General features: G+C 42.3%; 9 protein-coding genes. 3 read left to right on the top strand and 6 right to left on the bottom strand.

Going from position 1 to position 17,036, the window contains the following annotated elements; all coding sequences use genetic code 11:
* Positions 1–784: 784 nt before the first annotated feature.
* Both FLL45_RS04220 and amaB read right to left on the bottom strand, forming a co-directional pair.
* Positions 785–1,828, bottom strand: coding sequence for a Leu/Phe/Val dehydrogenase (locus FLL45_RS04220; protein ID WP_142888521.1), 1,044 nt, complete (start codon positions 1,826–1,828; stop codon positions 785–787).
* Between the two features lie 106 nt (positions 1,829–1,934).
* Positions 1,935–3,455 (bottom strand): L-piperidine-6-carboxylate dehydrogenase, encoded by a 1,521-nt coding sequence (gene amaB, locus FLL45_RS04225; protein ID WP_142888522.1) that lies wholly within the window; start codon positions 3,453–3,455, stop codon positions 1,935–1,937.
* 490 nt (positions 3,456–3,945) lie between these two features.
* On the opposite strand from amaB, the gene FLL45_RS04230 reads away from it, so the two are divergent.
* Complete coding sequence (locus tag FLL45_RS04230) at positions 3,946–4,530, top strand: DUF4826 family protein (protein WP_142888523.1); 585 nt, start codon at positions 3,946–3,948, stop codon at positions 4,528–4,530.
* 126 nt (positions 4,531–4,656) lie between these two features.
* Here the strand turns inward: FLL45_RS04230 and FLL45_RS04235 are convergent, their stop codons facing one another.
* The 4 genes from FLL45_RS04235 to mfd form a co-directional block, all read right to left on the bottom strand.
* A complete protein-coding gene (locus tag FLL45_RS04235) occupies positions 4,657–4,905 on the bottom strand; it encodes an EF-hand domain-containing protein (protein WP_185964320.1) in 249 nt (82 codons plus the stop codon).
* Between the two features lie 43 nt (positions 4,906–4,948).
* Positions 4,949–6,085: a saccharopine dehydrogenase family protein gene (locus FLL45_RS04240; RefSeq protein ID WP_142888524.1), complete on the bottom strand. Its 1,137-nt coding sequence runs from the start codon at positions 6,083–6,085 to the stop codon at positions 4,949–4,951.
* Positions 6,086–6,140: 55 nt separating this feature from the next.
* Positions 6,141–7,841, bottom strand: a complete 1,701-nt coding sequence (locus FLL45_RS04245) for a CsiV family protein (RefSeq protein ID WP_142888525.1) — start codon at positions 7,839–7,841, stop codon at positions 6,141–6,143.
* A gap of 117 nt (positions 7,842–7,958) precedes the next feature.
* Positions 7,959–11,462: a transcription-repair coupling factor gene (gene mfd / locus FLL45_RS04250; protein WP_142888526.1), complete on the bottom strand. Its 3,504-nt coding sequence runs from the start codon at positions 11,460–11,462 to the stop codon at positions 7,959–7,961.
* An 895-nt stretch (positions 11,463–12,357) separates the two neighbouring features.
* Here mfd and FLL45_RS04255 point away from each other — a divergent pair.
* Positions 12,358–15,000: a sugar-transfer associated ATP-grasp domain-containing protein gene (locus tag FLL45_RS04255; RefSeq protein ID WP_142888527.1), complete on the top strand. Its 2,643-nt coding sequence runs from the start codon at positions 12,358–12,360 to the stop codon at positions 14,998–15,000.
* Positions 14,981–17,005, top strand: a complete 2,025-nt coding sequence (locus FLL45_RS04260; RefSeq protein ID WP_185964321.1) for a tetratricopeptide repeat protein — start codon at positions 14,981–14,983, stop codon at positions 17,003–17,005. Before FLL45_RS04255 ends, FLL45_RS04260 begins: the two co-directional genes overlap by 20 nt.
* Positions 17,006–17,036: the final 31 nt, after the last annotated feature.

Raw genomic sequence — 17,036 nt, forward strand, 5'->3', positions numbered from 1 at the left:
TAACCGAGAGATTTTTGTCCTATTTATTTAGGCCCTAAAATCCTAATGTACATTTTTTTACATTTCAAAATTATTTCTGCCGCAAATTACGAAAAAAAGATAGAAACAAATATATAACGCGCTATAAAATCGCTTTGCGATATAAGTGTGAATATTCACACTTTTTTCGTGTAAAAATTATCAAACACTTAATATTTGTTTCATGTAAAGCTGGTTAATTCGAATTTAATGTTAACGCGTTAACTAATAAATAACGGGTAGTTTCAATGAAAGGTATCTCTTTTTTCTATAGATAAAAATATTATTAGAGAACTTTTATTTAAAAATAAAAACGCGTGTTTATAAAGGCGGTAACATTAAAATTTGCAAATGGACTTTGTGTAATTAGGCTAAAGTTTTTTCGAGATTAAAATTTTCATTTAAGTTTTACTGTTAATAAAACCAATCTAAATAGATTAGTGCCTAGAAAGTTAAACGCTATCGTTGTGTGATAAAGCTTAATCATTATTTTTATAACATAGAAAAATATCAATAAAGCAGGCAGTTGGAATAGGGTAGTTAAAAAATCGTCCGTAAAAAGCTAAAACAGAAAGCTAAAGCAGAAAGATAAAAAGTGACTCAAAAAAAATGATTAAGTAAAAGCAAAATCCACAAATTTAGCGAAAATAAAAAAGAACGGTGTTCAATATATTCTCACAAGACTATGGGCAAGTTAAGATTTTAAGATAATAAAAAAGGCGCTATTAAAGCGCCTTTATTGCCATTCATTTTTAATTAAAACGAATTATGCTTTTGCTGCTGCGATTCGCTTACGAGCAAGTTCGTCCGCAACAACATTAGTTGTTTTACCTTCGCTCTCAGCATGGCCAAAAATTTCAAGTAGCGTGCCATAGATTTCATCAACTTTGTCTAGTGCTGCTTGCTTATTGTACTCACTACCATCTTTTTCGAATGAAACGTTGATGATTCCACCCGCATTAATGACGTAATCAGGCGTGTAAAGGATACCTTTTTGTTTCAGGATATCTCCGTGGCGATCTTCAGCAAGTTGATTGTTAGCTGCGCCTGCAACGACCGAGCATTTCAGTTGAGGGATAGTCACATCGTTGATGGTTGCACCCAATGCACATGGGGCGTATACGTCAACATCTTGTGAGTAGATTTCATCTTTATCGACTGCTGTTGCACCTAAGTTAGAAACAACGCGATCGATGGATTCTTTATTAATGTCAGTGACGAACAGCTCGGCACCTTCATTTTTAAGATGTTCACAAAGATAATAACCAACGTGACCGAGCCCTTGAACAGCAACTTTGACGCCATCCAAGCTTTCACGACCTAAGCGATGTTTTACCGCTGCTTTCATTCCCTTATAAACGCCATATGCAGTAACCGGAGAAGGATCGCCGCTGCGACCTTCAAGCCCTAAAACATAATCGGTTTTACGGTGTACGATTGCCATATCTGCTGGGTTAATACCAACATCTTCTGCAGTGTAGTATTGACCGTTTAAGTTGTTAACAAAACGTCCAAAGGCTTCGAATAACGCTTCTGACTTCATCGTTTTTGAGTTACCGATGATGACCGATTTACCGCCACCCATACTAAGACCGGCGAGTGCATTTTTGTAGCTCATTCCGCGAGATAAACGTAACGCGTCGATTAAGGCTCCTTCGTCTGAGTTGTATTCCCACATGCGACAGCCGCCAACAGCTGGGCCGAGTGCAGTTGAGTGAACACAGATGATGGCACTTAAACCAGACTCTTGGTCACGACAGAAAACTACCTGTTCGTGATCGTCATAAGCGCGTAAATTAAAAACAGCCATGCTTTTCTCCTAATGAGATTGTACTTTGTGGCGCATCACCTAAAAGTAATACGATGCGCCCCTTGGGTAATTTCAAATTGAAATTGGCTTAAGGGTTAACAAGGCATTAGCCAATGTTAAATGTGATCCCTTGAGCAAGAGTAGGGGTGTCACCCCAGAAAATCGTGTTGGTCTGACGACGCATGTAAGCTTTCCAAGAATCGGAACCCGCTTCGCGGCCACCGCCAGTATCTTTTTCACCACCGAAAGCACCGCCAATTTCAGCGCCAGAAGTGCCGATATTTACGTTGGCAATACCACAGTCGCTTCCAGCATAAGATAAAAACTTCTCAGCGTTACTCAGGTTTTGAGTGAAGATAGCTGATGATAAACCTTGACGAACGCCATTGTTTAACTCGATAGCTTCTTCAATTGTTTTGAAAGTCATAATGTAGAGAATTGGCGCAAAAGTTTCGTTTTGGACGACTTCCCAATTGTTTTCAGCGCGAATAATGGTCGGCTCAACATAATGACCAGGACGATCAATGCGATTGCCACCGAAGAGTATTTCGCCGCCTTGTTGTTTTGCTTTTTCGATTGTTGCTTCAAAGTTAGCAACTGCCGTTTCATCGATGAGTGGGCCCATCAAGTTATTAGTATCTAAAGGGTCACCAATAGTGACTTGCTTATAAGCATCGACAAGGATGTCGGTCACTTTATCTACAATTGACTCATGTACTATCAATCTACGTGTTGTCGTACAGCGTTGCCCCGCGGTCCCTACCGCGCCAAATGCAACAGCAGGAATGGCATGCTCTAAATTCGCTGATTCATCAACAATTAACGCATTGTTACCAGCTAGCTCAAGTAAACATTTGCCCATTCTTTCTGCGACTTTAACACCGACCATTTTGCCAACAACTGACGAACCGGTGAAAGACATCTTTTTAACGCGTTTGTCGGTTACAAATTTTTCAGCTAGTTTATTTTGCTCTGAATCGACAAACATATAGAAGATAGGTTTGTATCCTGACTCTGCTAGTACATCATTACAGATATTTTGTACTGCAACCGCAGTTAAAGGAGTTTTAGGACTTGGTTTCCAAATGGTAACGTTGCCACAAATTGCTGCGATAAAAGCATTCCAAGACCATACCGCAACAGGGAAGTTAAACGCTGAGATAACCCCAACCAAACCCAGTGGTTGCCACTGTTCATACATTCTGTGCTGAGGACGCTCAGAATGCATCATTTTGCCGTAAAGCATTCTCGATTGACCAACCGCAAAATCGGCCATATCGATCATTTCTTGTACCTCGCCGTCACCTTCCGCTTTACTTTTACCCATTTCCAAAGAGACTAGGCTGCCTAGAGCATCTTTCTTTTCGCGTAACGCTTCGCCCATTTTGCGCACAAGCTCGCCGCGGATAGGCGCTGGAATCGCTCGCCATTCGACAAAGGCTTCTTCTGCTTTTGCAACGATGGTGTCGTAATCAGATTCGCTTGCTGCGTAGACTTTGGCGATTTCTTCGCCATTAGCAGGGCTGAAAGAGGTGATAAGTTCGTCTTGTGACTCAGACCATTGGTTTACGCCCCAACAGGCGCCGGCGTTGACCGGTTTAATTCCTAAATCGGCGAGTATATTCATTGGGTTCCTCAAAATGTCGCTCGTGAACATGACTTGGGTCGCGCGGGTAAAGCGCGTTAAACGCCTGACTGAAACTTAATAGGTAAGCATCAGAGGTATTTAACTACCTGATTTTAAAAGTCTTTCAATGGGCTCGATTGGCTCAATAAAACACGTCAAAATCGTCATGCTCAGATATATATCTTTGCAGATGGAAAATGTGGCGCAAAGATACCACTGCTTTTAGGGAATAGCCAGTTTAAATGCGCCGAATTGACTAAAATTAAGCCTGTTTTCGCCGGAGATTACGGCATTTCGCGCTGTTTGAGGACATCTGACCAGTTATCAAAATTCTCGTAGATTGACGTTAGCGTAAACTAACCGGCAAAAATTCAGTAAATTTGCGGTCTGTAGCGGTAAAAAATTAAATAAATTTGGGAGAACTAAAGCCCCAATTTGGGGTCTGATACCCATCACAGTTTTATTAAATCGTGGGGATTTGCCTTGAACAATGGCAATAAATCCCTTAAGTTTATGGCCCTCAAGTTTGCAGCGCTGGGTTTCACTCACCGCTTTGCATGAAGTACTTCATCAACTAAAAAGGCGTAAGATTATGACGCAATCTCAAACTAATTCTGCCACTCCCAACCCAATGACTCCGGAAGAAAGAGAAGCGATGTCGCGGAAGTGGGGGCAGGAAGAAGTTGTTAAGATTCAAAAATTTTGTTTTTCAAACGGAATCGAATTCAAAAGTTTTAAGCAGGATCGTTGTCTGTGTATCCCGCCGGTTATCGGAATTTGGTATGTCACGAGCAAAACTAAGGAAGATTACTGGGTAGTCAGTGGTGAAATGCCGACTGATTTAGCGCCAGCATCCGTTGCCGCCAACGCGCGAGAAGCACTAAGATACTTTTCAATGTCGTGGCACTTAAAAGCAGCCAAAATGGAAGATTCATTGGCAGAGGGAAAAGTACAATTAGGTGATAAAGAAACGCAACAAAAAGCAATTGCTGAGTTAATTACTAAAGCCAATACGCTCGCAACGCTTCACCAAGACGATAAACTTTGGGCTGAGTCCGAACTGAAAATCGCTTAGGATTTTTAAAGGTCTCACAAAAAAAGAGCCTGAGGGCTCTTTTTTTATGTCTTGTATATTTACATTTACATTTTATTTCTTGTGTCGTTATGTGTAATGAAAATTTTTAAGCGGCAATTTTAGAAACTAGTATTCCCACCAGCAAGTTTGCCACCACTCAATAAATTCATTTAAATCGATGTGACCATCATTGTTTTCATCGACATAAGCGAAACCTTTTTCACCTTGTTCTTTGGTGCTATCAGGCGATATCACTTTCAGTAATTTAACAAACTCTTCTTGATCAATTTCACCATTGTTATCTTGATCAAAGAAATCAAAATTTTCTTTAATTTCTGCCAATTGTTTTTCTGGGATGGCTCTTATTTCTGACATTGTGAATCCTTGTTATTAAGCATTTAAAAATTAAACTAGAAATTTACTCGAGAGTAAACTCTTCAATTCGATATTCAACATCTCTTTGATTGAGGTAATCGAGAATAAACTGATAAGCACCGTCCATGGAACCGATTGATTCGGGTGCAAAAACGCCAGCTTCAATTTTATTTTGAGCAACAAAGTTAACCATCGCGGTGGCAGTATAACCGGTTGTTCTCGCCATTGAAGTTGTCTTAGTTGCTTCACTGCCTTTATCAAGTAAGCGATAAACATAGCGACGTTGTTTTCCGTTGCGATCACCTTCAATGGTAATTCGCATGACAGTAAACTCTTCATCGGAACTTTTAAGTTTCCAATTGTCGCGCAAAATACGCGCAGTCACATCAATCGGTCGAAAGGAAACGCCCTCCAGCTCCATTGATTCTTCAGAGAAAAAACCGGATTTTTGGAGCACTTGAATATACTCTGCATGACCAGGGTAGCGAAGCGTTTTTTCTTTCATATTTGGAATATGATCCATGGTATGAATCAAGGTTCGGAGACCATCGGTGTTGAACGCTTCTAAGGTGCCGACGCGTTGAATTTCCATCAATTCGCAATCGGATAGCGGCTCTCTTATAACGAGTTCACCATTTTCGACGTAACGAGCCGGCCTAGTGTATTCTTCGATAACATCAATAGGGGAAAATGGTGCTTTATAATTAAAAGGCCATTCGCGTTTGCTAGGAAGACCGCCGACTAAACATTCGTAATTTTTAATATCGATCTGATTGTCTAAGTGACCGAGAACAACGTTACTCATCCCTGGTGCGACACCACAGTCAACGATTGCAAAACAGTCGTTCTTTTTCGCGAGGTAATCGAGATCAAAACAATTTTCTGGGAAGAAAGAAATATCAACCACACTCGTTCCGGTATGAAGAATCTTTTTGAGTGTTTCAAATCCCATGAAGCCCGGAACGGCGCATACAGCAAGGTCAAACGGTTTTAATAATTCCTCGTAGGAATCATTTTCACTGAGGTCGAATACCTCAGTGTTAATTTTGTCGTTTACTTTCTGTAAATTTTGTAGCGAGCGCTTGTTTTTATCTACCGCTGTGACATCAAATTTATCGGCAAGATCAACAGCCATAGCATGACCGATCATTCCACTACCTAAAACCACAATTTTTGTCATTAAATTCTCCAACGTTCCTGTCGTTATTGCTGGTTTTTAATCGCTTTTTCTAAGACTACATTGAAAGAGGCATCAAGCCCTCTTGCTCGGTTAGTTCCTGGTCTTTCTCGTACGGTCTAATCATGATGATTACACCCATCATCGGATGATCGAAAAAGTGGAGCTCGCCACTTCTCACCCGACGTGATTGTTTGAGTGGGTAATTAAACAGTCTTTCTATATACATTTTTTCAGTTTCTGTCTCAAGAAAATTATCATCTATCTCCCAAGAAAACTGCGATTGAGATAAAGATTGACCACTTGCGTTCACAAATTGGTTATTAGACAAAAGAAAATTATTAATCGAACTTCCCGAGTCAGTTATTGCCGAGCCGTTAACATTCGATGTAGCTGCCGACATGGTAGAAGGGGAGTTTGTATCAGCAGCAGATATCGTTGGAATTTCAAGACCACTCATCAATGGATTGACATCGTTATTGTCAACCGATGAGTTCTGGTTAGCCGGAATCAAATCATTATTATCTGATACGCCGAGAATGCTAAGTCCAGATTGCGGTGTCTCACCGGAAATGATGCCTCCGGTAAGCGGGTTGCTGGCCAGTTGAATTTCTGTCATATCGACTTCTTCTTTATCTGGCATGCGTAAGTATAAATTGGTTTTTATATGTAAAAAGCGACTCAGGTAAACTTTAATATCTCCATCGACTTCTGGTACCCACGGTAGCGCCAGCGGAGTACCTTCAAGCGCTTGTGCTTGCATTAAAAGGTTGCCGCTTTCAAAAACGTCTTTGTTCTTTGCTTCGGTTGAACTATTGTTCGTTGGGTCGTCCAATTGTGTTGCTTGTTGAGACGACGCAGCCCCCGAACTATTTGCTTGAGCAGGCTCGGTGGTTGATTCATTGGTGGCAAATTGGGCATCCCCAAGCGTGTCCGACTGCGATGAGTCATAGCCAGGCTGTTGCGCGCCAATAATGTTTCCGTCTTCATCAAAAATTAATTCGGGCACATCATCATAAGACTGCTCCGCTAAAAGTTTTTTGGCACCATTAAATTCATATTCTTCACTAAAGTCTTTTCCACCTGCGATACGAATATGCGGGGCATCGCGATTACCTAAAACCGGTTGCCGCCATGCGTAATGAACCACGACTCGATATTCAGGATGTCGGTTAAGTGTTCTGGCCTCATTGGTCAGTTGTAGCAGCGACTTGTCGAGTAACTCAAAGGGTTTTTCCTCGATCATTTGACTGCTGTCTGAACCACCTGGATTTTGCGTTATTTCAGCACTTGGTGTCTCTGCAAAACGACCTTGGGCAAAAACGCCAGGCGAAGTTGTTCCTGCTAATGTATCGGCTTGGCTGAGTCCTGGCTGGTTGTTGAGTTGCGCATCGTCAAGTTGCGCCAGCGGATCATTGGATGAATGATCTAAGGCCGAAGCATCTTCTGATGCTACAGGCTCATTGACTAATTGAGCTTTAGGGTCTTCGTTGATCAGATACTCGCCAATTTGAGTCAGTAGGTCGTGTTCGTCAATTAGCTGTGCGGTCGGTTGTAAAAAGTCCACCAAGTTTTCGGGAAACTCAACTTGATAGTCGGTATCCCAAGATTCAGCAAACAAACCGTTTTGATTGGTTGATTTAAATACAATAACCTCAATTTCAAACCATCTTGGTTCGTCCTCTTCGGCAAATACCGTCGCCTCTGGGCAGAGCGCACCCAAAACGCACAAACTTGTACCTAATATCAGTTTCTTCATGAATTCGTTTTCTTAATGGTTAACGTTCCGTTTTACACTTTTGCTCGATATTTAACCGAGTTTGGCCCAATACTCGGCCAAACGGAGCTAAATTGAACCGAACCCGCATACTAACCTTTAGCTGGTCAGAGATTCAATCAAAGAATCAATCTGTTGCCTACGATGCTCTAGATTATTGTTTGGACTCGTTACTTTTAAGGTTGTTCCCTGTAATAATTTGTATTTTGATGGGTTGGTTTGAATAAGATTAATCAGCTTACTGGTGTCAATCGTCGGCGCCTGATTAAACTCCACAGTGATGACAGAATCATTGGCTTCCAGCTTAACAACGCCTAATTTTGATAAGCGCAGTTTCAGTTCGGTGGCACTAAATAGTACTTTGGCAGGCTCGGGTAGTAGCCCAAACCGGTCAATCAACTCAATTTGCAGGTCTTTGAGTGCTTTTTCATCTTTCGCATTAGCAATTCGTTTATAGAGAGACAAACGGATACCGACGTCTGGAACAAAGGTATCTGGGAGCAGGGAAGAGGCGCCCAAGTTAACTTCGGTCTGCTGCGACTGGGTCACTTTGAGGCTGGGCTCTTGTCCCGACTTCAGTGCCTTTACAGCCCCATCGAGCAGTTCCATATACATGCTAAAACCAATTGTCTGCATATGACCACTTTGCTCGTCGCCTAATAACTCGCCTGCGCCGCGGATTTCCAAATCATGCGTCGCGAGAATGAAACCAGCTCCTAAATCTTCAAGGTTTTCAATCGCTTCTAAGCGCTTGCGAGCATCTTTGGTAATCGTTTTAGGGGGCGGCGTCAGTAAATAGGCATAGGCTTGATGGTGCGAGCGTCCAACCCGGCCTCGCAATTGATGCAGTTGCGCCAAGCCCAGTTTATCAGCGCGATCCATAATGATCGTGTTAGCTGTCGGTACATCAATACCCGTCTCGATAATCGTGGTACACACCAGCACATGATATTGCTGGTGATAAAACTGTTTCATCACATCTTCAAGTTCACGTTCGCGCATTTGACCATGCGCGACCGCGACTTTTATTTCAGGCATTAAATCTTGGATCTCGCGGGCTGTACGCTCGATTGAGTCGACTGAATTATGCAGAAAGTAGACTTGACCGCCGCGTCGAATTTCTCGCTGAATCGCTTCTTTAATTAGCGGTGTATTATGCTGTCGGACGAAGGTTTTGATCGCCAAGCGTTTAGCCGGTGGCGTTGCAATAATTGATAAATCTCGCATGCCTGACATAGACATGTTTAAAGTCCGCGGAATAGGTGTTGCGGTTAAAGTTAGAATGTCAACTTTCGCTCGATAAGATTTTAAAACTTCTTTTTGACGCACGCCAAAGCGGTGTTCCTCATCAATCAACAATAAGCCGAGGTTTTTAAAGGTTGGTTTGCCCATTAGCAGACGATGCGTGCCAATCACGATATCAATCTGACCCGAGGCGAGCTGATTTAGGATGGCTTCTTGTTCTTTCTTGGTTTGAAACCGCGATAACACGCCGACATTAACCGGCCATTGTGAGAAGCGATCTTGAAATGAATTAAAGTGCTGCTGGGCGAGCAGTGTGGTTGGCACTAGCATGGCAACCTGCATCCCGCTCTGGATTGCGACAAATGCGGCACGCATAGCGACTTCTGTTTTACCAAAACCGACATCACCACAGACCAAACGATCCATTGGAGTTGAAGCCTTCATATCTTTGATGACGGCGGCAATCGCTTGCTCTTGATCGGGGGTTGCTTCAAACTCAAATTCAGACGCAAATTTCTCATAATCACTCGCACTGATTTTGTGCGATATACCTTTTTCTGCCGCTCTTTGAGCGTAAAGATCAAGCAACTCCGCCGCCGTATCGCGGGCTTTCTCCATTGCTTTAGTCTTAGCTTTACTCCAAGATTCTGCGCCTAATTTGTGCCACGGCGCGGTCTCTGGGTTACTCCCAGAGTATCGATGGATCAGATGCAAAGATTGCACAGGCACATAGAGCTTATCGCCACCTGAGTATTCGAGTGTCAAAAACTCACTGGTCATGCCGCCGGCGTCAATTGACTGCAGGCCCAAATATCGTCCAACACCTTGGTCAACGTGAACCACCGGATCACCGGTTTTCAATTCAGCAAGACTGTGAATCAGCTGGTCCGGGGAAATACCTTTATCTTGACGACGACGTGATTGCAATACTTGGCTGCCAAACATGTCAGCTTCACAAATCACGATGTAATGGGCATCGTCCGTGCTGGAAACGGATTCAACAAACCCTTGTTGCACGGGAGCAATGGTTAAGGCGATCCCTTGATTGAGTGATGAGAACTCCCGCCAGTCGGTAACAATTTCATGAGCAATGTGATGTTTAGCAAAAAGCTCTCGTAAGACTTCTTGGCGACCGGGAGATTCTGCACAAATCAGTGCTTTGCTCGGTTTCTCTAGGGCTGATTGGAGTGCACCAACCGGATTAGTGAGCTTGTGGTCAATGGTCACTTTAGGGCACGGCGCAAAGCCTAACTCAACAGATTGCTTGTTAGTTGGCTTTCGCGCAGTTAGCTGAATATCAGGGTATTGGCTCAAGGCTTGATTTAATTCTTCTGCCCGTAAATACAAACTTTGTGGTTCGACGATCGGTCGCTCTATATCGTAACGGTATTGCTCATAACGGTCGTTGAGCTCTGTCCAGAATTGCTTCACAGGCTCGCTAATATCGCCTTGGTGAATCATCAATAAGTTATCTGAGTCGATAAAGTCGAAAATTGTTGAGAGCTTGTTAAAGAAGATGGGCAAATAGTATTCAATGCCCGCAGGAAAAATGCCATTACTCACATCCCGATAAATATTAGACTCACGAATATTGCTATCAAACGTGCCGCGCCAATTTTGGCGAAAGGTTGCAATTGCACTCTCGTCAGTAGGATATTCTCGCGCTGGAAGTAAATTAATTTCACTGACTTTTTCTGTAGTGAGTTGGTTATCGGGGTCAAAGTAGCGGAGTGACTCGATTTCATCGTCGAACAACTCAATTCGAATGGGCTGTTCGGTCCCCATAGGGTACATATCAATGATTGATCCTCGTACTGCAAACTCCCCATGCTCCATGACATTGGCTGCACTACTGTAACCACTATTGGTGAGGTTAATCCGCAGCGATTCAATATCAATAGTTTGACCAACTTTTAATTGCAAACATTGGGTTTCAATATATTCCCGAGGTGGCAATTTCTGCAGTGCCGATGAAATCGGCATCAACACAATACCGCGCTTGAGTCGCGGTAAACGGTAGAGCGTTTGTAATCTTTCAGAGATGATATCTTGGTGCGGTGAAAAATAATCGTAAGGTAGCGTTTCCCAATCAGGTAAAGTTACAACTGGGATATCATCGATATCGGATGTTCGTTCGCCATATTCGTCAACCGTTTTACCTAAAAAATAACCAATCTCGCGCTTTAAGCTAAAACTACTTGCTGCATCGGGCAATAACACAACAATCAGGCCGCCATATTCCCTTGCTGCTTCAGCGACAGATAGGGCAAATGCGCTGCCATGGACACCGTTAACATAATGGGTGTACCCAGCTCTCAATTTGTTGTTCTCGATTAATTGAAACAGTGAGGTGTGCATAATGCTTTGGTCGATATTTGGCTAAACCGTAAAAGGCCGCGAATTATACCTGAGCAAGGTGACAAAATGTAGCTGGAAACGATTAAAGCACTTTCTGAAAATTAAAATAAGGCTCGACAAAGCTAACGTATCAAGGACCATAATTCGAAGTAAGCACCGAGAGCGAGTACTAGGACAAGTATTAAGAGAAGTCCAAGAGCGAATATTGAGACAAATTGAGGAGTAAGTACTAAGAGGAATCAAAAAGTGACTGGTGACTTCAGATTTCTCAAAACCGCAGTCAAGCAAATTACTAGCTAAAAAATACCGAGAATGTCGGTAAATTAACACATTTTCTTAAAAGTGTGCTCAATGCCTCGAAAGTGACCAAATCCTGCGAGTTTTTTTCAAACGCAAGGGATGATAGTTTAAAATTAGCGTCATTAAGCTATTGATTTATTGAGACAAATCGATCGTAATCGAATAGAAAAACGATTAGATTCAGACTGTCTATTAGTTTCGGTCTACTAGTTTCAGACTGTCTACTAGTTTCAGACCGTCTATTAGTTTTAGACTGTCTATTAGTTTTTCTAGTTTTCAGACTGTCTATTAGTTTTCAGACTGTCTGTTAGTTTCAGACCGTCTATTAGTTTTAGACTGTCTATTAGTTTTTAGACTGTCTACTCGCTTTAGAGTGTCTTTGAGCTTCAGCGAGGTTAATGCAGTGATGCGAGAAGCTAATTGAAATGGACGATGTCGAACCATTGGTTAAAATGTGAGCGGTTGCGCAAACCATTTGTTAGAGTGGAACTAATATTAAATCGCATGTATCTCATATAAAGATATATTGCTCGTAAGTGAGCTGTATTGACAGCTCATTCCTTGAAGATTGTGTTTAAATTCGCGAGAACAGTATTTGAAACTTTTTGGCAAAATACTACTGAACCACATCAATCTGATTTTAGTGATCAGTTTTGTAGTCGTTTTCGCCTGGCATTTGAGTAAAGTTGACAATTTTAGTGAACAACTCAAGCCACAGAGTGTTTATGCTCTGTCTCTAGAAATGAGTTTTGAGTCAGACGGAGATGCCGTTAACATTGAAGCTTATGTTCCGCAAGACAACGAGCGTCAGCAGTTAATTGAAGAATCGGTGGTGACCAACGGTTTAGATTTCCAAGTCGCGACTGATACTACAGGCAAAATCGGTAATTGGAGTGGTGAGGGAATCGATATCGGCTCGGTCTCGCAAGTGCAATACAATGCACTGATTGCCACCCGGGAAGTGAATTATTTAATTGATGACCAATTACGTATTCCCAAAAAATATCCCGAATCTTTATCAAGTTATTTAGCCGAGACGGATGCAATTCAAGTCAATCATCCGGAGATTGAAACCTTGTGGCAATTAATTAAACCACAAGACACGCGACGCGTTGCGCCCGTGGTTAAAGCCATTTATGACTATACCTATAATGAAATAGAGGGCGCACCCTTCAAAGGTTTCACCGACGCATTAACCGCACACCGATTAAAGCAGGCGAGTTGCAATGGCAAAAGTCGTTTATTTGTCGCCTTAGCAAGACTTAACAACATTCCCGCAAGGCTTGTTGGCGGAATCATTTTAAACCAAGGCAGTAAAAAAACTTCGCACCAGTGGCTAGAACTCTATATTAATGGTCATTGGGTGCCGTTTGGTCCAACTAATGGGCATTTTGCGACCTTGCCAGAAAATTATCTTCAGCTCTATCGAACAGACCAATATTTGTTTCGTCATACTGCGGATATCAACTTCGATTATTTATTTAGTATCGACAAAAGATTGGTTGCTTCCAGTCATTTTCAAATTGATATTAATCCGCAACAAACTACTTCAGAAATCAATGTCACGCAATTATTGCTAGTGATGGGATTAGAACCGGAAACCGTGGGATTGTTTTTATTATTTCCGCTCTGCACATTAATGATTACTTTTTTACGCAACATTATCGGGATAAAAACTTTTGGCATTTTTATGCCCATGCTCGTTGCCGCGGCTTGTGTGTTCACTGGATTTATTAAAGGGATAACGGCATTTATTGTCATTTTATTATTTAGTTATTTTTCGCACTTGTTACTGGACAAAAAGCGCTTACTAAAGATTCCTCGTTTAGCAGCTATCATTACTTTAAATACCGTATTCTTTATTGTGGGCTTGAGTATTATTGGAATCACTAATCGACTTGAGTTTGGGATGCTTTCTTTGTTTCCGGTGGTTATTATTAGCTTTATCGCCGAGAAAATTCATAATTTATCGAGTGATGATAATTGGTTTGAATTATTTAAGGTGTCAGTTGGAACCTTGTTATCCATCTGGTTGTGTTACTCGATTCTAAACTCATTTTTACTCGAGGGTGTTTTTGCTTTTTACCCAGAGTTTTACCTGTTAGTTTTGGCAGCATTAATCTACATCGGTCAATGGACAGGTTTACGCCTCACAGAGCTTCATCGATTCAAAGAAATATTACCGGATAAAGACAACCCGGTAATGGGAATAAATGTCCGAAACCGCGACTTAGTATACCGCCTCAATGAAAAAAGTCTGTTGCGATTGGCTGCTGATAAATTGCAAAGTAAACAGGTGTTGATTGCGCATGATGTACCGGTGCCAGACACAATTTTAGCGGTTGATAGTTTGGCCAAGATTGATCAAGTGGATGTTGCTTTAGCAAAGGTTGATAGTTTTGCGTTGAAACCCAATCAAGGATCGCAAGGTAATGGAATTCTTGTCATCGTCAACAGCAAAATAGATGAACAAGGTAATAAAGTTTTTATATCCGCTGGCGGCAAGCAGTATTCGATGCAAGCGATCAAAGATCACTGTTGCGATATTATTGGCGGTACCTATTCTCAATTAGGCGATAGTGATACCGCGTATTTTGAGCCGCTATTAATTCAACATCAGGCATTACAAAAACTCGCACCTTATGGTTTGAGTGATATAAGAGTGATCGTGAGCTTGGATAACCAGGCCGATGATAAAGCTGAGCACAATATTGAGAATAACGCTGAATATGATGCTGATGATTTAGCTAACGGTCATGCTGACCAGCACACTTCAGCGTCAGGCCAATTAGCGGAAAACTCTCATCAAGAACAAAACTTTCATCAACAAAAAAATTCTCATCAACAAAATGACCGGCCAAAACTTAAAGTAGTTAGCGCGATGCTGCGTATGCCGACTAAAGCATCTGATGGAAAAGCTAATCTTCATCAAGGCGCGGTCGGTGTCTCGATCAATATTGCCAGCGGTATTACTGAAACGGCTCGAATTAAAAAAGATAACGTGACTCATCACCCAGATAATCAGGAGTTGCTCGTTGGTGTTCAAATTCCATTTTGGTCACAAATTATCGAAATGTCACTGAAGTGTCCGCAAGCGATTAAACTCGGCTATATGGGGGTTGATATTTGTATCGACGAAAAGTTAGGGCCACTGGTGTTAGAAGTTAACGGTCGCCCAGGAATTGAAATTCAAAATGTCCAGCAAAAGGGGTTCTATCATGAATTTCAACCGGTCTAATTCGGCAGTTAATTCTGATATTCGCTCTAACGCTGGAAATCGTTCCAGCAGTCAGTCGACTCGTCAAACTAAAAGGTTAGCAAACGCCTTACCATTAACGTTTATATTCTCGCTTGTCGGTGTTTTGGTTGTTTACTATCAATTTAACCTCGCCAACTTACAGTCAAGTCCAATGGTGATTGAAGTTGGGGTTGAGTCAAATGAGTCACAGGAGGAGGGGGGAACCAGCGGCGGCTTTCAACCAGTCGCACCAATAGAACGTAGTCCAGAAATAATTAGCATTGCTGATCGGATGGAATCGCAATATGTCAGCGAGTCGATCGATGCGCAGCAAGCATTAACAGCCATCCAAATAAAAACCGCTTATCATTTGGAGAAAACACAATCTGTGCTGGTGTTAATGATTGAAAGCCTTATGATTCGCAAAGATTATGCGAAAGCTCTGGCGTTGTTAGAACTGATCAATGAAGCGGATCGCATTAAACTTAATCAAGATTTTTATTACGCTAAATGTCTATCCAAAGAACGAGAAAAAAGTACCGCCATAACGGCCTATCAAAATATTCTTGCACGCGATCCGAACCATCAACCGGCAACGATTAATTTGGGTTTGTTGTTACAAAGTGAAGATCGCTTAGCAGAAGCTAAAGCGCTGTATCTAGAAGCGATCGAGTACACCGCAGGAAGCCGAAAAGCGAAAGTCTTTGCCGGTTTGGGTGACGTAGAGTTAAAGCAAGGATTTCCAATTGCGGCTATCGATTACTATCAGCGTTCAATTGAATATCGACCAACGTCTGCACTAACTTGGCGAAAATTGGTGCGAGCCAAGGTTGCTGCGAAGCGACCCGCTGCGGAAATAATTACTAGTTTTGAGCGAGCATCGAGTTTAGCACCCAATAACGGGCGGCTTTTCAATGATTACGCCGACTACCTATTTCAACAAATGCAGTTTAAACAAGCCGTCAACATTCTCAGAAAAAGTGTGAGTTTGTCGCGTGAAGCGTTTGAGCAACGCTTGCATTTATTGGCGACCTATTTAGAGTTGAGACGGCCCATCAATGCCAAGAAACAAATTGGTTATTTTAGAAAATATATGTTGTTTGATCACCATAGCGAATGGGCTCAAGCCGCAGAGCAGTATATGGCGAAGAATTACCGCGAAAGTATCGATACATTGCGGGCGACGCTAAAAAAAGGCCGCAACAATAATTTTGCCTATTTTTTGTTAGGACGCGCTTATCGTCAGTTAGGGTTACCTAAAAATGCGGCGGTGTATTTAGAGAAAGTGAGCGAAGATGATTCGTTTTTCAACTTGGCTCAATTTCATTTAGCTCAGGTCTATACCGAAGCAAAAGAGTCGCAAAAGGCGATGCCAGTTCTTAAAGCGTTATTAGCGCGGATCCCAGATAATCACTCAATTGCCTACGAAGTCGCCGATTTGGCGTATGACCAGAGAAACTTCCCGGTAGCCTGGAGTACTATCGATTTAGCGATTGCCGCCGCGCCCCAAGAGAAAAAGTATCGCTTGCTCAAGTCTCGTATCGCATGGCGCACCGACCGCCAAGCAGAATCCATTCAACTGCTGCAAGACTTATTGGCGCAAAACCCGCGGTATAAAAGGGCGCTTTATCGACTGGCCGATTACCAAGAAAAATATGAGCAGCCGAAGGAAGCGCTGGAAACTTTTAATAAATTACTTGAAGTTAGCCGCGAATATAGTGACACTTTGTACCGCGTAGCACGGCTGCAAGTGGCTAATAATCAACCAGAATTGGTGACGCGCCTTCTACAAGAGTATCTTGAAGGTAAAAACAACGATATCCGGGCAAGATTGCTGTATGCGATAAACTTTTGTGATGCCAGTCTGATCAACGATTGTGATAAGCAGCTAGAATTAGTGCTAAAACTCGCGCCTGATAATGAAGAAGCGCTAGAATTAAGACAAAAATACTTCCCTCAACAGGCAACGCAAAGCCAGGAAGAGATTGCTGGGGCGGAGATTTGACTGAAGAGTGGCTATTCTCCGCTCGCTGATT

It is taken from the genome of Aliikangiella marina (assembly GCF_007004765.1).
Classification (GTDB): domain Bacteria; phylum Pseudomonadota; class Gammaproteobacteria; order Enterobacterales; family Kangiellaceae; genus Aliikangiella; species Aliikangiella marina.

Excerpts from the sequence above, each read along its gene's own strand:
- FLL45_RS04220 (WP_142888521.1), bottom strand. The coding sequence starts at position 1,828 with ATGGCTGTTTTTAATTTACGCGCTTATGACGATCACGAACAGGTAGTT.
- amaB (WP_142888522.1), bottom strand. The coding sequence starts at position 3,455 with ATGAATATACTCGCCGATTTAGGAATTAAACCGGTCAACGCCGGCGCC.
- FLL45_RS04230 (WP_142888523.1), top strand. The coding sequence starts at position 3,946 with ATGGCAATAAATCCCTTAAGTTTATGGCCCTCAAGTTTGCAGCGCTGG.
- FLL45_RS04235 (WP_185964320.1), bottom strand. The coding sequence starts at position 4,905 with ATGTCAGAAATAAGAGCCATCCCAGAAAAACAATTGGCAGAAATTAAA.
- FLL45_RS04240 (WP_142888524.1), bottom strand. The coding sequence starts at position 6,085 with ATGACAAAAATTGTGGTTTTAGGTAGTGGAATGATCGGTCATGCTATG.
- FLL45_RS04245 (WP_142888525.1), bottom strand. The coding sequence starts at position 7,841 with ATGAAGAAACTGATATTAGGTACAAGTTTGTGCGTTTTGGGTGCGCTC.
- mfd (WP_142888526.1), bottom strand. The coding sequence starts at position 11,462 with ATGCACACCTCACTGTTTCAATTAATCGAGAACAACAAATTGAGAGCT.
- FLL45_RS04260 (WP_185964321.1), top strand. The coding sequence starts at position 14,981 with ATGAATTTCAACCGGTCTAATTCGGCAGTTAATTCTGATATTCGCTCT.